General features: G+C 55.1%; 14 protein-coding genes. 2 read left to right on the top strand and 12 right to left on the bottom strand.

Annotated features, from left to right (window positions below):
* From ACTG3T_RS03165 to ACTG3T_RS03120, 10 genes are all read right to left on the bottom strand, one after another.
* Nucleotides 1–401 (bottom strand): DUF819 family protein (locus tag ACTG3T_RS03165; protein WP_439100817.1); only part of this gene is annotated, 401 nt, incomplete at its 3' end.
* A gap of 80 nt (nucleotides 402–481) precedes the next feature.
* The gene (locus tag ACTG3T_RS03160; protein WP_439100816.1) at nucleotides 482–1,495 is read right to left on the bottom strand and encodes a D-2-hydroxyacid dehydrogenase; all 1,014 of its coding nucleotides are present in this window, start codon (nucleotides 1,493–1,495) and stop codon (nucleotides 482–484) included.
* 76 nt (nucleotides 1,496–1,571) lie between these two features.
* Entirely contained in the window at nucleotides 1,572–2,438 is an 867-nt protein-coding gene (locus ACTG3T_RS03155) for a TauD/TfdA dioxygenase family protein (RefSeq protein WP_439100815.1), read from the bottom strand.
* A 20-nt stretch (nucleotides 2,439–2,458) separates the two neighbouring features.
* Nucleotides 2,459–4,264 carry an acyl-CoA dehydrogenase gene (locus ACTG3T_RS03150; RefSeq protein ID WP_439100814.1) on the bottom strand — a complete coding sequence of 602 codons (1,806 nt, stop codon included), beginning with the start codon at nucleotides 4,262–4,264 and terminating at the stop codon, nucleotides 2,459–2,461.
* Between the two features lie 99 nt (nucleotides 4,265–4,363).
* Entirely contained in the window at nucleotides 4,364–5,332 is a 969-nt protein-coding gene (locus ACTG3T_RS03145) for an alpha/beta hydrolase fold domain-containing protein (protein WP_439100813.1), read from the bottom strand.
* Nucleotides 5,333–5,430: 98 nt separating this feature from the next.
* Nucleotides 5,431–6,750, bottom strand: coding sequence for an MFS transporter (locus ACTG3T_RS03140; RefSeq protein ID WP_439100812.1), 1,320 nt, complete (start codon nucleotides 6,748–6,750; stop codon nucleotides 5,431–5,433).
* Between the two features lie 52 nt (nucleotides 6,751–6,802).
* Nucleotides 6,803–8,053, bottom strand: a complete 1,251-nt coding sequence (locus ACTG3T_RS03135) for a 3-hydroxyacyl-CoA dehydrogenase NAD-binding domain-containing protein (protein WP_439100811.1) — start codon at nucleotides 8,051–8,053, stop codon at nucleotides 6,803–6,805.
* 6 nt (nucleotides 8,054–8,059) lie between these two features.
* Entirely contained in the window at nucleotides 8,060–8,890 is an 831-nt protein-coding gene (locus tag ACTG3T_RS03130) for an acetoacetate decarboxylase family protein (protein WP_439100810.1), read from the bottom strand.
* 72 nt (nucleotides 8,891–8,962) lie between these two features.
* Nucleotides 8,963–10,387, bottom strand: a complete 1,425-nt coding sequence (locus tag ACTG3T_RS03125) for an MFS transporter (RefSeq protein WP_439100809.1) — start codon at nucleotides 10,385–10,387, stop codon at nucleotides 8,963–8,965.
* Nucleotides 10,388–10,520: 133 nt separating this feature from the next.
* The gene (locus ACTG3T_RS03120) at nucleotides 10,521–12,881 is read right to left on the bottom strand and encodes a TonB-dependent receptor (RefSeq protein ID WP_439100808.1); all 2,361 of its coding nucleotides are present in this window, start codon (nucleotides 12,879–12,881) and stop codon (nucleotides 10,521–10,523) included.
* 179 nt (nucleotides 12,882–13,060) lie between these two features.
* On the opposite strand from ACTG3T_RS03120, the gene ACTG3T_RS03115 reads away from it, so the two are divergent.
* Entirely contained in the window at nucleotides 13,061–13,705 is a 645-nt protein-coding gene (locus ACTG3T_RS03115) for a TetR/AcrR family transcriptional regulator (protein WP_439100807.1), read from the top strand.
* Between the two features lie 192 nt (nucleotides 13,706–13,897).
* Here ACTG3T_RS03115 and ACTG3T_RS03110 read toward each other — a convergent pair whose 3' ends face one another.
* Together ACTG3T_RS03110 and ACTG3T_RS03105 are read right to left on the bottom strand one after the other, a co-directional pair.
* Entirely contained in the window at nucleotides 13,898–16,999 is a 3,102-nt protein-coding gene (locus ACTG3T_RS03110) for a VPS10 domain-containing protein (RefSeq protein WP_439100806.1), read from the bottom strand.
* A gap of 162 nt (nucleotides 17,000–17,161) precedes the next feature.
* Nucleotides 17,162–18,454, bottom strand: coding sequence for a Xaa-Pro dipeptidase (locus ACTG3T_RS03105; RefSeq protein ID WP_439100805.1), 1,293 nt, complete (start codon nucleotides 18,452–18,454; stop codon nucleotides 17,162–17,164).
* 102 nt (nucleotides 18,455–18,556) lie between these two features.
* Between ACTG3T_RS03105 and ACTG3T_RS03100 the strand changes: the two genes are divergently transcribed.
* On the top strand, nucleotides 18,557–19,393 hold an 837-nt coding region (locus ACTG3T_RS03100; protein WP_439100804.1), incomplete at its 3' end, for a WD40/YVTN/BNR-like repeat-containing protein.

Below are 19,393 nucleotides of genomic sequence, written 5' to 3'. Positions count from 1 at the left end.
ATGTAGGTTGCGGCAAACTGCCCGGAGAGCTTCCAGGTGTCGGGACCAATGGCGCCTGCGAGCAATAGGCCCATGGCAGCACCGCCCACCGCAGCTCCAAATGCTCCCAGCAAAAAAGCCTTGAGCATCGGCCCGCCCGCTCGCCGGATGGAGTCCAGATCTACCGTCAAGAGAAAGAGAGTGATGCCCGCCAGTACCCCCGGGCCACGAAAGAAATCATAGACCGCTGATTTACCGGGAATAAGGCCCAGATTCGACAGCAGCATGCCGATGATAATACTGAGCGCGGCAGCACCAATCTTTTTGAAGGGTTTGCTGTTTTGTTCCAGCCACACCGCGCCCAGCACCGTGAGAACGAGGATGAGCGTAATAGCGGTGTTATCGGTGGTGGGCTCAAACATTGATTGTTTCCAGGCGCGGCTGATGCTTGTTTTGCACTTTTAGTTGCGATGTATCACCGGCAACATGCGAAATACCAAAATCACACCACATTTATCAGGGGCTTTCCCGCCAGATACATCTTCAGGTTGCGACAAAAGAGATCTGTTAGCAATTGGTTTTCGTTGTCCGTGGTACTCGCCGAATGGGGACTGACGATAACGTTGGGCGCGTGCCACAGGGGGCTCTCCTCAGGTAGAGGTTCTGTTGCAAACACATCCAAGCCTGCACCTCGAAGATGTCCGCTTTCCAGAGACGCAAGCAATGCGGTTTCATCAACCAGGGCACCACGACCGATATTCACCAGCACTGCACCCTCTGGCATCAGAGCGAATTGCGCTGCCCCCATCATGTGTTCCGTATTTTTGGTATGGGGTGCAATGAGAACCAGAAACTCGGCTCGGGGCAGAACTCTATCGAGCTCATCCGGCGCGTACAGTTCATCAACGTTCAGCGCATCCAGATCCGCGTTTTCGGTAGACCGCTTGATACCGATGACATGCATGCGGAACTGCCGGGCAAGACGCGCGACTTCCTCGCCGACCTTCCCCAGCCCTACAATGAGCAAAGTTCTGTTACTCAGATCAAGACCGGCGTAGCGCTCCCAGCGCCTAGCTTTTTGTTCCTCCATAAGGCGGAGAAAGCCTTTATTAAAAATAGTCATCACCATGAAGCAGAACTCAGCCAGCGGCTGCGCATGGATGCCGGCGGCATTCGTAAAGACCGTGTCGGGCATACGTTTGTCATACCCTTGATCGGAGATAAACCGCGCCACCCCTGAACTGGTGGTTTGCAGCCACCGTGCCTGGGGCGCCAACTCCGGCAGGTCATCAAGATGAGTCTGGTCGAAGTCGAAGATGACTTCCGCTTGCGCGAGGAGCTCCTGCCAGCGGCGTTCTTCATCAGCTGAGCGTGTAAAGGGCTGTCCCTTGTGGTCGGCAATATATCTCGGCTTTGCGATCAATGACGGCTCGTAGACCACATTCATTCTCGAGTCTACGGCGCGGATTTTCTCCACGTATTTGGGCTCAAGGTAGCTTGCAATAAGGACATTCACTAAACACTCAATCCATCGACGGCGACGCGTGAGAGTGTAAAGCGCCCGGGGTGAGAGGGGTACTCCCCGCGTACCCTCAAATCCCGGAGAGGGAGTCTCCATGGCCTGCCGCGGACAAGCGTGACCCCGCGAGAGTGATTCGGTGCATCAGCCGGGCATGACCATGATAATCGTTCTGGGCAAAATGCCAGGTGCAGCGGTTGTCCCAGTACACCACCGAGCCAGGCTGCCAGTCGAACTTGCAGATGTACTTTTCCTGAGCGACATGCGCATACAAATAATCGAGCAGCGCCTTGCTTTCGTCGACGCTCCAACCCTCAATAGCAATGGTGTGCCCGGGATTCACGTACAGGGCGTTACGGCCGCTCTCCGGATGGACAATGACCATGGGATGAACAGCATCGCCCACGCTGTCGCTCCCGCTCAACTGGTCCGCGAGATCCGTGGTGCTGTAGTAGCCACCCTCGCCGTAGAGGTGTCGATTGGAGTGGACCGCGCGAAGAGACAGCAGCGTTTTTTGTAACCCGAGAGACAAATCATCAAACGCAGCGCAAAGGTTTGCAAAATGGGTGTCACCGCCCACCACGGGCAGATCTCGGGCAACGAGAATCGAGCCTTTGGCGGGCACCTCATCATAGGAGTGATCCGTATGCCATCCGCCGCCAATATTCGTCTTTTGATTTTTTTCTTTGCGAACTTCCGCGATGCCGGGATAGCCATCCACAGGCCTGAAAAACTTGTTCATCACGATGGAGCCACAACGCTCAGCAAACTGAATATGCTCCTCAGGGCTTAGCGATTGATCACGAAAAAACAGCAAACCATATTGAACAAAGGCGTTTCGCACAGCGTGCAGCTGCTGCTCTGACAACGTTGACAACTGCACCCCGGATACAGTGGCGCCACAGTTTTGTGAGAACGGTATTACTTTTATTCTGCTCAAGGGATCTTCCCCGCTAGGACTTAAAACCACTCAACCTGCATATCATGGCAGGTACTATCGACGTTCTGAAGCAGCGTCGCCCAGGCGTCAACCTCGGGCAGCTCAAACTTAAAGAAGTAACGCATAGCCTGCATTTTGCCACTATAAAACGCCTCATCTGCCTCATGGGGGCCTTGAGCCAGGGCGGCGCTTGCAACCATTCCCTGCCTTAACCAAATCCATGCGATCACAACATTGCCAAAAAACTCCAGATACTTCACGGAATTTGACAGCGCCAACTCAATGCCCTCTTTGGCCATAGCACCAAGCAGAGCATCTGTTGTGCTGCGCAGTAAACTCAGCGCAGAATCAAGTTGGTCGGCATAGTGACGCGTCGCCTCGTCACGCCGAGCATCACGGATCGTCTCTTCCATCACCCCCAGGAACGCCCTGTATCCCGCCTGTTGATTCATGGGCACTTTGCGACCCAAAAGATCAATGGACTGAATACCGGTGGTGCCCTCGTGAATAGGATTCAAACGATTGTCGCGATAAAACATTTCTACGGGATGCTCGTTGACATAGCCGGAGCCGCCAAGAACCTGGATAGCAAGACTGTTCGCTTTAGGTCCATACTCTGACGGCCAGGTTTTGATCATGGGCGTCAGAAAGTCCAGCAGGGTGTGCGCTGCGGCCCTCTCTTCTGCGGTGGCTGCCGTTCGCTCATCATCGGACAACTGCGAACCATACAGGCAGAGTGCCATGGCTCCCTCTGCATAGGCTTTTTGCGCAAGCAACATGCGCTTCACATCCGCATGCTCAACAATGTTCACGGGTTTGGAGTTTGGGTCCTTTGCAGTAGGTAAACGCCCCTGGGGCCGGGCTTTCGCGTAATCCAGGGAATACTGGTAGCCCGTCAGCGCAATGAGCGCGGCGCCAGTCCCAACCATGACCCTCGCCTCATTCATCATGTGAAACATGTAGCTGAGACCTTTATTCTCCTTGCCGACCAAATACCCCACGGCGCCCCCCTTTTCACCAAAGCTGAGTGCCGCAGAGGTTTGCCCGCGCCCTCCCATCTTATGAAACAACCCGGCCAGGTGAACATCGTTCCTTTTTCCCAGAGTGCCATCCTCAGCAACCAATATCTTTGGCACGATAAACAGCGAGATGCCCTTCACCCCCTTCGGCGCGCCCTTAATTCTCGCCAGTACGAGGTGCACAATGTTCTCATTAAGGTCGTGGTCGCCACCGGATATCCAGATTTTGTTGCCGGTTATGCGGTAGTCACCGTCCTCGGTCTTAACCGCACTTGTAGTGAGATCTGCGAGACTGGACCCGGCCTGAGGCTCGGTCATCGCCATGGTCCCGGCAAAGCGACCACTGCGTAGGGGCTCAACCCACTGCTTTTTCTGCGCCTCAGTACCGTGAGCATCAATAAGATTAGCGTTTGCGTTCGTAAGCCCGAGATACCCCACCGTGGTGCTGCCTGCAGCGGTCAGGTAACCGCAGGCAGCGGAGGAAACGATAAATGGCAGCTGCATGCCTCCCGCAGCAAAATCCGCGCTGGGCGAAACAAGCCCCGCCTCGGTCACCGCATCGAGTGCCTCCTTGATCTCGGGAATCATGTTGACGCGCGTCCCGTCAAAGGTCGGTTGATTCTGATCTACCTTTGATCGTATGGGCACGAGGTAGCGCTCGGCCAGAGCCTGTGCCGTATCAATCGCCGCATCAAAAGTCTCACGATTGTGGTCCGCGTAACGTTCTCGGGACGTCATGGACTCCGCATCAAACAGCTCATACAGCATAAACTCGAGATCACGGCGATTGAGAATGGGGGCAGGCATGCTATTTCCTTTTGATTCAGGTCTTACAATTAATAAAAAATTAGATGTAGTGCGAGAGTGAAGAGTTAAGCTGCACAGAATGACGCGATGGCAGCGGGCTCATATTGACCAGTGCTTCCCAAGAAACTCAGCCACCTTTTCGAGAGCGATTTGGGATTCAGGACTATCAGGGATCGCGGACTGAAACACATGGGTCATGCCTTCATAGAGATCCAGCTTGACTACCTGATCAGCCTGGTCCATCGCCTGATAGAGTCGAACAAAGTTGCTGAGAAAAATCTCCTTGGTTCCACCCTGAATCAGCGTTGGTGGAAACCCATGGCCATACTGTCCATAGACCGGCGATACGTAGGGATGTGCCTGGTAGTCAGGCTTTGCGTAGGCATCTGCCGAGGGTTTTAAAAAACCCTCGTAGGTATACAGGGCCTCTGCGCTTTGCAGAGTGTGATAGCTGTCTCCCCTGTTGGTTACATCAGACCATGGCGACCAAAGTACGACCGCAGCGGGCATAGCAGCCCCGTGGTCACGCATTTTAAGCACCGCGCTCGCCGCAATCGCACCGCCGGCTGAGTCCCCGGCCACGGCGATGTGCCTGGCGCGATAGCCTAAGGAGCTCAGCCCCTTGAAGACGGTGGCAACCTCCTCCTGCACCTGCTGCCAGTCCGCGTGGGGAGCCAGTGTGTAGTCTATGGAAAAAACGCGTAATCCTGTTGCTGACGCCAGCAGCGCTGCAGTGGCAAGCGTCGATGCGGCACTTAGCAGTGTAAATCCTCCGCCGTGGATGTAGACCAACACTCGACCACTGTCATTCCAGTTTTCCGGCTTCACGTCGAGGACAGCCACGCCATCAACAGACCTCGGCGTGACGCGAGGTTTCAGGGCCTCAATGACCGGTTCCTGAGCCTCCAGGGTGAATTTTTCGACCATTGCTTGCATATCGCGCCAGGCCTCCCTGTCTGTGGGCGGCGGCATGGACGGCAGGCCATGGGGGTCGGGATAAAGCCTCATGCGGGCCGCGGCGACCTTCGATATCGTCGCAGGTATGTGGATATAGGAGTCAGAGGTCATGACTGACAACCGTATTTCCTCGGGTCAATATCCTGACCATGACATTTGAAAGCACGCAGCTGTGAAAAATCTTCGTGGACATTATTTTTAGTGTGCTTTCATAAGTCAGGGTTAACCCGATCGATATAGCGTGATGCCCAGAAAAACATCGGCACGGTCAGGAGCGAACACATATCCGCAAAAATGAGTGCCCAGGTCAGCGGTTGGTCACTGCCACTACCTTGCAGAAAATCGCTCACCACGCCGGTCAACACCGCACCCAGACCAAGGCCAACCAGGTTACAGGCGAGCAAGAGCAGCCCGGCAATGGTGCCGCGCATCTTTATGGGCGACAGATCCTGAGCGGAGGAAAAAGCGGGTCCATAGAAAGCGGACATAAACATGAAACCCGCTGCCATTCCCATATAGAAGATCACCGAGCCGCTTTCGCCAAATCGGTACCCAATAGTGAAAGGCGTAATGAGCAGCATCAGAATTGCCAGAAAGCGAATGCGCCCCCCAGAAAAACGCGCCTGGTACCAGTCACTGGCCACCCCTCCAAAAAGCGTACCAATGGTGCCAAAAACCAGAAACAGCATGCCGTACACCGTGGCTATTTCAGCCGAATCAAAGCCTCGTTCTCTAACAAGCCACAGCAGGGCGAACTGGCCCGCACCAACGGGAATATGTAAAAAAATAGCACCGAGAATGGTGAACAACAGCGCCGGGTTGGTGCGCAACAGGGCGACAACATCGCGTATTTTTCCGCCCCCATCAGCACCTTCCACGAACAAATCTGCGGTCGGCGTCGGCTGATCGATCTTCCCACCTACATCCATCGCCCCCCGATGGGGCTCCTTTAACAGTAGTAACGGGATGGTGAGAACCACACCGAGAGCACCCAGGAGGAGGAAGCAGTTACGCCAACCCAGACTCGGGCCCAGCAAGCCCGCTACCAGAAAGCTGGCACCGGCCCCCAGGGGAATTCCAAGATAGTAGATGCCCGCGGCCATCCCCCGCCGCTTTTGGGGGTAAAGATCAGAGAGCAGAGACAAGGACGCCGGCGAAAGGCTCGACTCCCCCACCCCAATGAACAGACGAGCGATGGCTATTTGAGTGAAGTTTTTCGCGAGCCCGGAATAGGCCGTCAGGATGCTCCACAAAGTCAGTCCGAGAGCGATGAGTCGTGGCCGGTGCACCTTATCGGCCAAGACACCCATATACAGCCCGGCAATGGCATAAAAAAATACAAAGATAAGCCCGGTGAGGAGACCAAACTGACTGTCACTTAGATTCAGATCTTCCGCTATCTGTGGACCAAAGCTGCCAAGAAGGTTGCGGTCAATGATATTGAGCACATTCAGCAGCATCAAAAATCCCAGAATCGCATGGGATCTTGCGGACACTTTCTGCGGCGTGGCGCCGGGTTTACTTATCATGGGACTTTTCTGCAAAGATACATTTGTCGCTTATCTCATGCTTCAAGGAAGGTCAGGAGTATTGAGGGATAAAATCGCTGGCCTCGTAGGCAGGATTCGGGTACCGATAAATCCCCTGCCCTGAAACCTGTCCCAGGAGACCTTTATCTATGAAGGTCTGCAGATAACGGGAGATCTTCGCCGCTGGCTGCTCGGGAAGAACGCCCTGCCCCACCAATTCAAGATAGCCGGTGAGAAACGTTTCGATGCCCATAGCATCCAGCATTCCAAAGGGACCTCTCGGCAGATCAAAGGACAACATCCATGCCCGATCTATTTCACTCGGAGGCGCGACCTTGGCCGCGGCGATGCAGATCGCGTTAGCGATTAATACAGAAGAAAGTATCCGATAAACCAGGGTCAGATCGGATGTCGTGTCGCAGAAACCCGGTCGCCCGTACTCGGGATCGGGGTAGTTATAAAAGCCTCGACCTGTTTTGACACCAAGATGACCCGCCTCCACATAGGGAGTCACGAAACCAAGAACCTTTGCCTGCAAATGCTCTGTGTGAGGTTTAGGGTGCTGCCAGCTGTCCTGCACCACGTTGAGGCCAAAAAGGTCCATTAGGCCAAAGGGACCAATCTTTGCCTGTTCGCTCTTCATCCAGGCACGATCAATGTCCTCTTTAGTCGCCACACCGTCGATGGCCATCACCTGGGAGACCGTCAGCAAAGGCCCCAACATCGCGTTGATGACGTAGCCGGGGTTCTCCTTTTTTAAGATCAGGGGCACGCAATCCAGACTGAGAACATAGCGTTTGAGGACATCAATACTATGTGCCGATGTCCGCGGGCCCCCTACGATGTCAAAAAGCCGGGATCCCAGGTGTGAATGCAAGGCGGCAAACCGCTTGCCGTGAACAAGGGCATCTTCGATCTGGGAAACCAGCAGCCCGGAGGTATTCGTGGTGATCAGGGTATCCGCGTTACAAATCTTATCCAGACTGCCGTGCACCTGACGCTTTACGGCGAGCCTCTCCGATACCGATTCACTGACAAGATCCGAGTGACGGGTCGCCTGTGCCAGATCGTCACTGGTGCTGATGCGCGCAAGAAGATCAGGAATCGCATCCGGTTTGAGCAGTCCGTGCCCGGCCAAAAAGCCAGCCATACCCTGAAGAGATTCAGGAACTGCCGCCAGCGTCTCCGCGGAAACATCGTAAACAACCGACTCATAGCCGGCTGAGGCTGCGAGGAGAGCGTTAAAGCATCCCATGGTGCCTGCGCCCACAAAACAGACCTGATTGATTTCTGGAATTCTCATGGGCTGTCAGTTTTGCGACGCTACGGGGCCAAGGGCGCGGGTCAATCGCTCGGGCACCACGAGGTTCGCGCTGCCTTTGGTCACCACTGCGGGCAGATATTCGAGCACAGGCAAAGCATTGAGCGCATTGACGATGTGATACTGCGTCGGGTTCTGCTCCCAAAGGAGCTTTTGCCATTCCAGTTCCCCGACGCCAACATGCACCTCACTGAACTTGTTCTCCGAGGGATAAAGAACCGCATCGTTGACGGCCGGTGCACCATAACCACCTAAGCCGGGCATGTAACGCCAGGTCATGGGATTATCTGTGGCTTTTGCAGACGCCTCGCCGGCCTCGATATCCTCACGGGAAACCGGGACCAGATCAGCGATGGATAAATCGACTATCTTGTGTCCAAAGTGACTGGCATTACAGCGCCAAACATCGCCATTAACACTGTGATCAGGAATATCCGCATAGATTTTTGGAATGCCCTGTACTTCTCTTCCCACAAGGATGGGGTCCGTCAAATTCTCCCAAATCACCAGAGAATAGCTGCCCGTAAGCTGCTCATGCTCACCCTCAAAAATCACCGCGGCATTGACACCAATCATGTTGTAACCAAAGCCCGCCAGCCAGTCGATCTGTTTGTTGCAGGCATAAAACACGGTAATCGTGGCTTGCTCAGGTAATTTGAAAGGTGCCGGTATATGCCCTGCCAGCTTCTCCCGATCCGTTACATAGGACACGGCCATCACCGTGACGTCTCGATACCAACCACTGGTTTTTTCACCGGTGTACCGGGGGCCAAAGTGGGCGGGCATGATGTGCGGCTGAGCCGGGTCTAGCTTAAACATTGTTTCTCCTTCGATTCGTTCTGCGAATATCTCCACAAGGTTTGCTTGTACCGGGACTTTTGCCGTGGAACCTCATGCTTTTGTGGCCGCTGCAGCAGCCACGAGTTCCGCCTGAATGGCGCTGTGATCATCTCTTCCGAGCTTGAGTCGGCGGTTGAAGGCAAACGCAAGCACCGCCAAACCGCCGATGGTAATGACCGAAAAGAGCCCAAGACTTTGGAGCGCCCCCGAATGCACCGACCCTGGCGCGGCGCCTGATGGGATGCCAGAAATATCAATGACCACACCGGCAATCAGTGCACCGGCACCGGTGGTCGCCTTCAGCACAAACGCTTGCGCCGCAAAGACCACGCCGTCTTTTCTGTGCCCCGTGCTTTGCTGGAGTTCGTCAATAATGTCAGCCGCCAGAGACGCTCCCATGACCTGAATAGTGACGATCATCAGCACCCCGATGAAGGTGTTCAGGCACAGCAAAGCGTAGATGAGATCGCTGCTATTGCCCGGCAAAACGCCAAGCAATCGTGATCCAATAAACCAGACGGCATTGATGGCGAGAACCATACTGGCTCCCGCAAGGACCTGTGGCTTATCAAAGCGCTTACCAAGATGACTAAGGGTTGTAAAAGACACCAGCGTTGCCGCCGCTGTTGGCACCACCAATCCCGCTAACTGCTGGCTACTCATCCCCCAGAAATACGTCCCCAGATACAATGCCAGAGTCGTGTAAACACCTGTAGACAAGCCAAAAGCAAGGTTAGCCCCCACCGACACCTTGAAGTTGCGGTTGCTGGCGGCGATGACAAAGTCCCTTATGGGATCCTGCCAACGGAATGCTCTTCCACCGGCTGCTAGGGGTAAGCGGGGTATGACACTCCGTGTGCCCACCACACAAACCAGAACCGCCACCCCCGCCATGAGCGCCGACAGCACTCCGTAACGCCAGTAGTTTTCTGCAATGAGGCGCCCATCGACCTCGCCGGAGGACTTGAATAGCAGGGCATAGGCGATAGCCGGAAGCAGCATCCCGGCTATCCAGGCAATAGTGACCCGCGCTTTTGCAATCACTGTGCGCTCGTCGTAGTCGCTGGATAACTCGGCACCCATCGCTATGTAGGGAATAAAGTAAATCGTTAGAAAAGTTCGCAGCAACACCGATACGCAAAGCAACCAGGCAAAAATGCCCAACTCCCCAAAGCCCGACGGAGGAACAAACAACCCCAGAAACAACAGTGCAGTGGGTACACCCCCGGCGATAAGGAGCGGATGGCGCCGTCCCCAACGGGATCGAAAGGTATCAGACCAACTGCCCACTACGGGGTCTGAAACAGCATCAAAAAGCAAAGCGAAAAACATGGCCAAACCCGCAAGCGTTCCACTGAGGCCATGAACCTGGGTGTAGTAAAAGACAACGAAATTGGCGAACGCCGCGTCCTTTACCGCGAAAGGTATATTGCCCGTTGCGTAGGACCACTTCTCCATAGCCGACAGTGTTTTCAAAAGCCGTCCTTTAGCTTTGGTAGGGTAAGAGTCGAAGCGAACAGCTACTGGGGAGGCAACAAAAAAGGCAGGTGCAGCTGGATACGCTGACACCTGCAAACCTCACCCCAGAACAGATCAAACCGGTTCGGCGCTAGAAAAAGATCGCAACTTCCAGACCGTAGGTTCGCGGGTTGATGGGACGCCCGGAACGTCGCACACCGTCAGCGAGCGCGCTCACTGCAAAATCGTTGGCAAAGCTCAACTCGTCGGTGAGGTTTACACCATAGAGTGCCACTTGATACCTGCCGCTGGCCGGCTGCCAGGTAACGCGACCATTCAGCTGTTCATAGCTGTCGATGGTCTCGATGTCATCATTGAACACCGTGACGTACTGCTCATCGATCCAGCTGTAGTTGCCGCTGAATAACAGGGTCCCATCACCGATAGGCTGGGCGTAAAGTGCTGCCAGGGTGAACTTGTTGTTCGGCGTTCTATTGAGTTCGTTGCCTTTCACATTGCGGATTTCATTGGACTTATTGTCCGAAACAAAGAAGTCATCGGTGTACTCGGAAGAGAGGTAGGAATAGTTTCCAATTACCGTGAGTTTCTCTGAAGCCAGCCAGGTTGACTCAAGCTCAAAACCGTAGACATCGGCTGAGGATGCATTGGCTAACTGGCTTGTAACAATACCCGTACGCGGATCAAGAATGTCGAGCTCTACCTGAATATCAGAGTAGTCATAGAAGAACAGCGCCGAGCTCACGGACCAGGAGCCGCCAAGACTGCCTTTGTAGCCCAACTCATAGGCGGTCAACTCTTCATTGTCGACGATAGATTCGTTCTCTGGTGTTGCAGGATCATCCTGCAAGCCGCCAAGACGGAAACCTCCGGGCTTGTAACCCGTAGATACCGTCGCATAAGCCATGCTGTCTTCACCCAACTCATAGCTCGCATTCAGGCGCCAGTTAACCGCATCCCAACTGCCTTTTTGATTGGCTTCCAGATCTGCAATCTGCACTCCGACACGAGGACACTCGGGAATAGTGAAGTACGGGTTACCGGTCCCAATGGTAATGGGCAGTAGAAACTCTCCACAGAAATCCAGCACCGAATCGTAGAAAATGGATTGCGCTTCATATCCTTCTTTATCGTCTTCGCTGTAGCGCAGACCCGCCGACAAAGTGAGGCGATCATTCACGGCCCAATCCACCTGCCCGTAGATCGCTTTGGACTCAACTTCGAGGATTCCCGTCTGAAAATAGAAGATGCCGTCAGGATTCGGCACTCCTGAGACATTGTTGATGAGATAGGGGTTATTCGGATCGTTCAGGGTATAGGGCTGGTCCAGTTCATTCTTAAGATAGAACATACCAAAAAGCCAGTCCACAGAACCGTCGCCGTTGGAGACAAACTGGATTTCATGCTGGGTTGTCGTTTCAGCCTGACCAATGGTTTCAATATAGGAAGCTGGACTTGCAGTACCGTCAAAGTCTTTCGCACCCTCCCAGCTGTAGTCCTGGTAGCCATTGAGCAGTCGAACACTGAAGGAGTCAAAATCGATGGTCAGCGTAGAGTGGTAAGTCTGCTGATCATCCACAGCAACACTGCCGTTAAAATCCAGGCTACGCTTGAAAGGATCGCTTTGGTCTGGTGCAACACTGACTGGCGCAAACAGCTCTGGGTTGATTACAAGCTCGCCGAGTTTGGAGGGAGCGCCCGGTTCGTTGCGATAGCCGTCCAGCTTCGCACGCTCGAGAGTTTCATTCTCAAAAGATGCGCTGAAGTACCGGACGTTCCAGTTAATGCGATCAGTAATATCAAAGTCGAGCTGTGCTTCGATGTAGTCAGAATTACGTCCAATGGGATCAGGGCCTGATACATTTTCGTAGAAGCTGTCGGAATCCAGCTGGCTATAGTGCACCAGGTAACCAATGGAGTCGGTGATCGGACCGCTGCTTGTCAGTGCCAGGGTCGAGGAGTTGTAATTCCCGGCCCGTCCGCGAACGATGTGCTCGTACTCGTCGCCCGGCTTCTTGGTGATTGCATTGATCGCGCCGCCCGTGGTGTTGCGACCGAACAGAGTGCCCTGGGGTCCGCGCAACACTTCCAGGCGCTCGATGATATCCACCGGCTGCGAGAGCGCACCGGACTCGGCCGTGTAGAAACCATTGTTGTAAACGCCCACACCCGGTTCGGTGCCGGTGGTGCTGGTTTCACGACCAATACCACGAAGATAAATACGGTTCCCTTCACCTCCCCCGGCCGTCTCCTGATAAGACATGCTGGGCGTAAAGTTGGCCACGTCCTGCGCCGAGTAGATTCCCAGGGCGATGATCTGATCATCGGATATCGCCGTGATGGCGACGGGTGTCTCGCTCAGCGTCGTCTCGCGCTTTTGCGCGGTAACAATCACTTCTTCAAGTACGTTTTGAGCCTGGGTAGCGCTTGCTGAAATACCCGCTAAGGCAACAAAGAGAAGCTTTCGCGCATGCGCGTGAATATCCTGTTTCATTGAGACCACCTTAAAATCGCATTTATTTTTAGTTAACGATAAGTATTGCTTACTAATACTTACTTGATGGGAAGTTTAGGTGCACTTTATGTGGTCGTCAACAATTTAATTGGACAATCTTATGGCATACCATCACGTATAATAACTGTCGCGAGTATCAACCTTATTAGACGAGAAGAATGCCCCAGATAAATCAGGCGCTTACAAAGCCAACAGCTACGCGTACCCGGAGAACGCAAGAACGGGCCGAGGCCACCCGGGCCAGTCTCATTGAGGCCGGGAAGCTCCTTTTTTCGGAGCGTGGCTTTGATGCGGTCTCAGTCCGGGACCTGGAAGAGGAAGCCGGCGTGAAGCGCAATATTCTTGCGTATCACTTTGATGACAAGGAGACCCTCTGGAAGGCATCTGCAGATGCGATCTTCAACGTCATGCGATCTGAGTTTGATCAACGACTGGCAATTATGCGCGAAGTCGCTGAGCGCGACGCACTGGCGTTTATCGTGCGCTTCTATGTTTATTTTAATGCCCGGCATCCCGAGCTCAGCAGACTCATGAGTCAGGAAGCGACGCGCCACAGCTGGCGTATCGAATACCTGATAGAAAACCATATACGCCGCTCCACCCTCGACATCGAAAAGCACGTGCGAGCGGCAAAGGGTCTGGACCGAAAACAGTTCATTCACTGGTACTACATCATGATCAGCAGTACCTCGACGATATTTTCCTTTGCCGCGGAATGTGAGGACCTGTTTGGCGTGGATCCCTGCGAAGACAGTATGGTGGAAGCGCACGCCGAAATGGTGGTATCACTGCTTTTGGATTAATACCGCGATGGATTTTCCACACTTATTCCCTCGTTTTCATGTCCTCTCAACAATCCTGACGATAAACGCCCAGTTTATAAACGCACCGACCCCGCACCGGTAGACACTGATCTGGTGGACGAAGTGATCCCCGAGGCAGACTATACTCTGGTGCACCAAGGCCATTGTTATCCCCTAGGTCAGGGAGACCGATCAGTCAGCTTCCAGACTTTCCAAGCCGCTCTTTTCGAGCGCCTTGTTGATCTCTGGCAGATTCTCACTGATCGTGGCGTCAAGGGTTGCAAGCAGTTCGTCCAATTCATCTTTCAATAATGCAAAAACATCGAGCTGCCCCTGCGTGGGCAGACCATCACCGCTCTCAGTGCTTTTTTGCAGATAAGCCAAGCGGTTGTTGAGCTTAATGGGGAAGTTCAAGGGATCCTGCGGGCTTACATTCTTCACCTGATACAGCTCGCTCTCTACCGCACTGAGCTCGGTGGTGAACCGCTCCGCCATTCGTGACAAAGACCTTGTGGGGGAATCATCCAGCTGCTCCGCCAATTGGTTTTTCAGCTCCCGAATACGGATCACTCCTTTATTTGCGGCATCCGTTGCATCCCGTATTTTCATGGCGAATTCGAACTGCTCCCGGATATGTTCTTCGGGCACATTGAAGCGCGGATCAGACTTGAGCAGAAAAGTCGCACTCTGTGTGTCGCCATCGACGGTCATGGTCACAGTGTATTCACCGGGGGGCGCAATGGGCCCAAGCTGCGGTCGCCCGGACCATATGATCATCCCTTCAAAGTCCGCAGCACCGGCGTAGCGATTGTTCCAGGACCATACGTTAAGCCCTTTGGCCGTCGTGGGGTCTTTGGGAAGAGCCCCGTACCAGCGGGCATAAGGATCGTCCACCTCTTCGAGTTCGGGTTCCGTCCCCGTTTTTTCAACGATAACGGTCCCGTCGCTGTCGGTAATCGAGATGTTTACTTCCTCAGCCTCCTCGGCCAGATAGTACTGAATGGATGCCTCCTGCACTCTGCGTACCGCGTAGAGCGGCTCAAAGAGATGGAACTTCGCCGCAGCTATATCAGCGGAGTATTCTCTGAGGGGCGCAATGTCATCGAGCACGTACACAGACCGGCCATGGGTGCCCACCACCAGGTCTTTGTCGGTCACGTGAAGGTCAGCCGTCTGCGTATCAGGCATGTTCAGTTGCAGGGAATGCCAGTTGGCACCGTCATCAAAAGACACGTAGACCGCATGCTCGCCACCGGCAAACAGCAAACCGCGCTTCACCGGGTCTTCTCTCACCACGTGGATGAAATCGTCCTTGCGGATACCGCTGGTGATCTTCGTCCAGGACTTGCCGTAATCGTCGGTCTTCCAAATGTAGGGTTTGCGGTCATCCATCTGATAGCGCTTCACCGCGATGTACGCAGTACCGGCTGCGTGGGGTGATTCATCGATCATGCTGATGCGGGAGTGCTTGGGTAAATCCGGCGGCGTAATGTTTTGCCAGGACTCGCCGTGATCGCGGGTGACATGCATCAGGCCATCATCGGACCCGGCCCAGAGGGTGTTGACGTCGTGCTGCGACGGCTCCAGCGCAAACACCGTGGCGTAAATCTCCGGGCCGTTCATATCATTGGTGATTACGCCCCCGGTTTTACCCATGGTTTCCGGTTCGGCATAGGTCAGATCCGGGCTGATCTTTGACCAGCTCTGGCCCTCGTCCTCACTGACCCACACGTGCTGGGAGGTGGTGTACAGCCGCGAAGAGTCCACGGGAGAAAACACAATGGGGAAGGTCCACTGCCATCTCTCAGGGAGCGCACTGGCGGGTTCACCGGAAAAGAATCGTGGAAACACCTGCACATCGCGCTCGTAACCCGTCGCGCGATTGAACCTGGTGAGCAGCGCTCCCTGGCTGCCGGCATAAAACCAATCGGGTTTGTCGGGATGCTGAGCGATGTAACCGCTCTCACCACCGCCGGCGGGATAGTAATACTCCTGCGATGGCCCCCGCGCCAGCTTGAAGTCCCAGCCTTCGTTAGGGATGCACATGGTGGAGTTATCCTGCTGCGCGCCGCAGACGTGATACGGAAAATCACTGGTCACCATGATGTGATAGAGCTGCGACGTAGGAAAATCCTGGTCCGTCCAGGACTCGCCGCCGTTGATGGATACATTGCCGCCACCATCATTGGAGTTCGCCATGCGTAGGGGATTATTGGGATCAATCCACAGATCGTGGTTGTCGCCGTGGGGCACCTTGATCGTCGTGTCAAAGGTTTCACCGCCGTCCGTGGACTTGTAAAAGCCGGTGTTCAGCGCGTAGACGGTATCCACGTCCTTGGGGTCCGCATAGATACGGCTGTAATAGAACGCCCGCTGACGGAGTTTTCTCTCGCTGTTGGTGCGCGTCCATGTGGCGCCTGCATCATCGGAGCGAAACACCCCGCCCTCGGCTGATTCCACGATGGCCCAGAGGCGGTCGGAGTCTACGGGCGACACGGTAATGCCGATTTTGCCCACCGGCGCTTCGGCCATGCCGGGGTTTTCTGTGAGCTCTTCCCAGCTGTCGCCGCCGTCGGTGGATTTGTAGAGGCCGCTGTCACCCCCACCGCCCCACATTTTCCAGGGCGTGCGATACACCTCCCAGATCGTGGTATAGAGCGTGTCGGGGTTCCGACGGTCGATAATGAGATCTGCGGCCCCCGCTTTTTCGCTTACATATAAAACCTTTTTCCAGGATGCGCCACCATCTCTGCTACGAAACACGCCGCGTTCCTTGTTGGGACCGTAGGGGTGACCGAGGGCCGCCACGTATAGCGTGTCGGGATCTGTAGGATGCACACGGATGCGAGAAATGGCCTGCGTATCTTTGAGGCCCACGTTCTCCCAGGTCTCGCCCGCATCGACCGATTTGTAGACACCGTCGCCCTGCATGATGTTACCGCGGAGCTGGGTTTCGCCGGTGCCGATGTACACAAGGTCCGGATTGGTCTCGGCAACGGCCACCGCCCCTACGGACGAACTCGTGAGTTGACCGTCAGTTACGGGCTTCCAGTTCAGGCCACCATCGACGGTCTTCCACAAACCGCCGCCCACAGCGCCAAAATAGTATTCGTTTTTTCTACCAGGGCTGCCGGCCACACCAAGCGACCGACCACCACGGTTGGGTCCGATGTTGCGCCACTCCATGCCCTTGATGACGTTCTGATCGAAACGGGCTTCCTGTGCGGAAGCGCACTGTACAGAGGCCAGAACGGAGAATGCGAGGGCGATAAACGGAAGAACTGAAAAACGCAAAGAGTGATTCATAAGCCGGCACGTATTAGAAAAAACCTAACGCTACCACACTGCCATGGGGCTTGTTATCTCAGAGAATCGAGCCTCCAGTTTGCGGGAGGAGAGCATTCGATAGCAGCCGTCCCCGTGGCGACGCCCTCGGAGACGGCGAAGTCGCTTTCCTTACTGATTTTTAAAAACTATTCCATCTTTCATTACAAAAGAAACGGACTCGGTAACGCTGATATCTTCCAGAGGGTTACCCTCCACGGCAACGATGTCCGCCAGATAGCCTTCGCGGATAGCACCGAGGTCATCGCGCTTCATGAGTGAGGCGGCATTGACCGTAGCAGCCTGCAGCGCCTGCGCTTCCGTCATACCAAACTCCACCATGCGGGAGAACTGCCGCGCGTTGAGTCCATGGGGGTAAATCGCGGCGTCGGTACCAAACACCATGTTCACGCCGGCTTTTACCGCAGCAGAGAAGCTCTCACGCTGCACCTTGCCCACCTGCTTTTCCTTGCTGAGGTTTTCTTCGGGCACGCCGTTCTCCCGCCCCATGCTCAGGGTGTATTCCGTGTTGTAGATGTCCATGGACAGATAGGTCCCGTGCTCCAGCGCTAGTTCAATGGCTTCCTTGTCGAGCATGCTGGCGTGCTCGACGCTATCCACACCGGCGATAATCGCGGCCTTGATACCCTCAGTGCCATGGGCGTGAGCCGCGACCACGAGGTCACGGTAATGACTCTCGTCTACGATGGCCTCCATTTCTTCCAGGGAGTATTGGATCGCCCCCACCTTGGTACCCCGGGAGAACACGCCCCCCGTCGCGCAGAACTTGATCGTGTCTGCGCCGTATTTAATGTTCTCCCGCACTTTTGCCCGTGCAGCCCAGGGGCCATCTGCCACCCCGGTGGACTTCTGCTTGAGCTCCGGCGGCGAATAATTGTCATCACAGTGACCGCCGGTTATGCCGAGGGCAGGTCCGGCTGCCCAGACTCTCGGCCCGGCGATATCACCGGCATTAATAGCATCACGCACGGCGATCACGGAGTACGTGGCGGAACCCACATTACGTACCGATGTGAAGCCCGCCATCAAGGTCGCATTGGCGTTGGCTACGGCGTTTACCGTCCTGCGGGGCACTGATTGAAGCCGGCCCTCCAAAAAAGACACATCCCCCACTGAGGAATCGAGGTGCACATGCATATCCATAAAGCCCGGCAACAGGGTTTTGCCCTCAAGATACACCTCCGTAGCGCCATCGGGTGCCGTCATCTTGCCGCGGGTACCCACAGCTTCGATCACCCCGTCCGTGATCAACACCGCAGGATCAGCGATCAATTTTCCGCTGACCGTATCAACCATGTGGTCCGCACTTAACAACAGCTGCTCGGCCTGTGCTTGCACTGATAATGCGCCGCAGGCCAACAGGCTGGATAGCAGGGCCGCGGTGGAGAGTTTGTTTATTCGCATGAATGCTGTCCTTTTAATCGCGAGAAGCGCGCAAGTAATGAAGGGGGAGAGAAAAAATTGTAGTCTACATGGCTATAACTTCAACGCATGGACTTTTCATTGATGAAAGCACTCTCCCTGTGCCCAGTAATTCTCCGTCGACTTCGCCTCCTCAGCGCGATGGGCGCAACGATAACTACCCTTCTGCTCACGGCCAATGCCAACGCTGTTGATTCCGAGCTATTCGCAGGCATGGAGGCTCGCAACATCGGCCCCGCCGGCATGTCGGGACGGGTCAGCGCAGTCGCGTCAGTCACCTCCAACCCCAAAACCATTGTGGTGGGTGCGGCCTCGGGCGGCGTGTGGCGCTCCGACAATGGCGGCATCACCTGGGAAGCGTTGTTTGATGATCAGCCGGTGAATTCCATTGGCGCAATCGCCATCAACCAGCAATACCCGGACATCATCTGGGTAGGCACCGGCGAAGGTGCTACGCGAAACTCCACCTCCATCGGCGATGGCGTGTACCGCTCTACGGACGGTGGCCGCACTTGGGTGAAAGCGGGCCTGGAGGGCACGGAGCGTATCAACCGCATCGCCCTGCACCCCACAGATCCTGATGTCGCCTATGTCTCAGCACTGGGTCCCCTTTGGAATGATGGCGGCGATCGCGGCGTGTTCAAAACAAGCGACGGCGGAAAAACCTGGACCGCCATTCTCACCGGACCCAATGAGCGTACCGGCGCCACCGACATCAAGATGGATCCCAGCAACCCCAACAAGCTGTTTGCATCCTTATGGCAGTTCCGCCGCTGGCCCTACCGCTTTGAAAGTGGCGGCCCCGGCTCAGGCCTCTACTACTCGTTGAATGGCGGTGAGGACTGGACGCAGCTCACGGTGGAGGACGGCATTCCAAAAGGCGAACTGGGCCGCTCTATTTTTGCCATTGCTCCCAGCGAC

The organism is Congregibacter sp., from assembly GCF_965660375.1.
In the GTDB taxonomy this organism is placed as follows: domain Bacteria; phylum Pseudomonadota; class Gammaproteobacteria; order Pseudomonadales; family Halieaceae; genus Congregibacter.
Note: the sequence above shows the minus strand (reverse complement) of the source record. Positions and strands in the feature narration are given on the sequence as shown.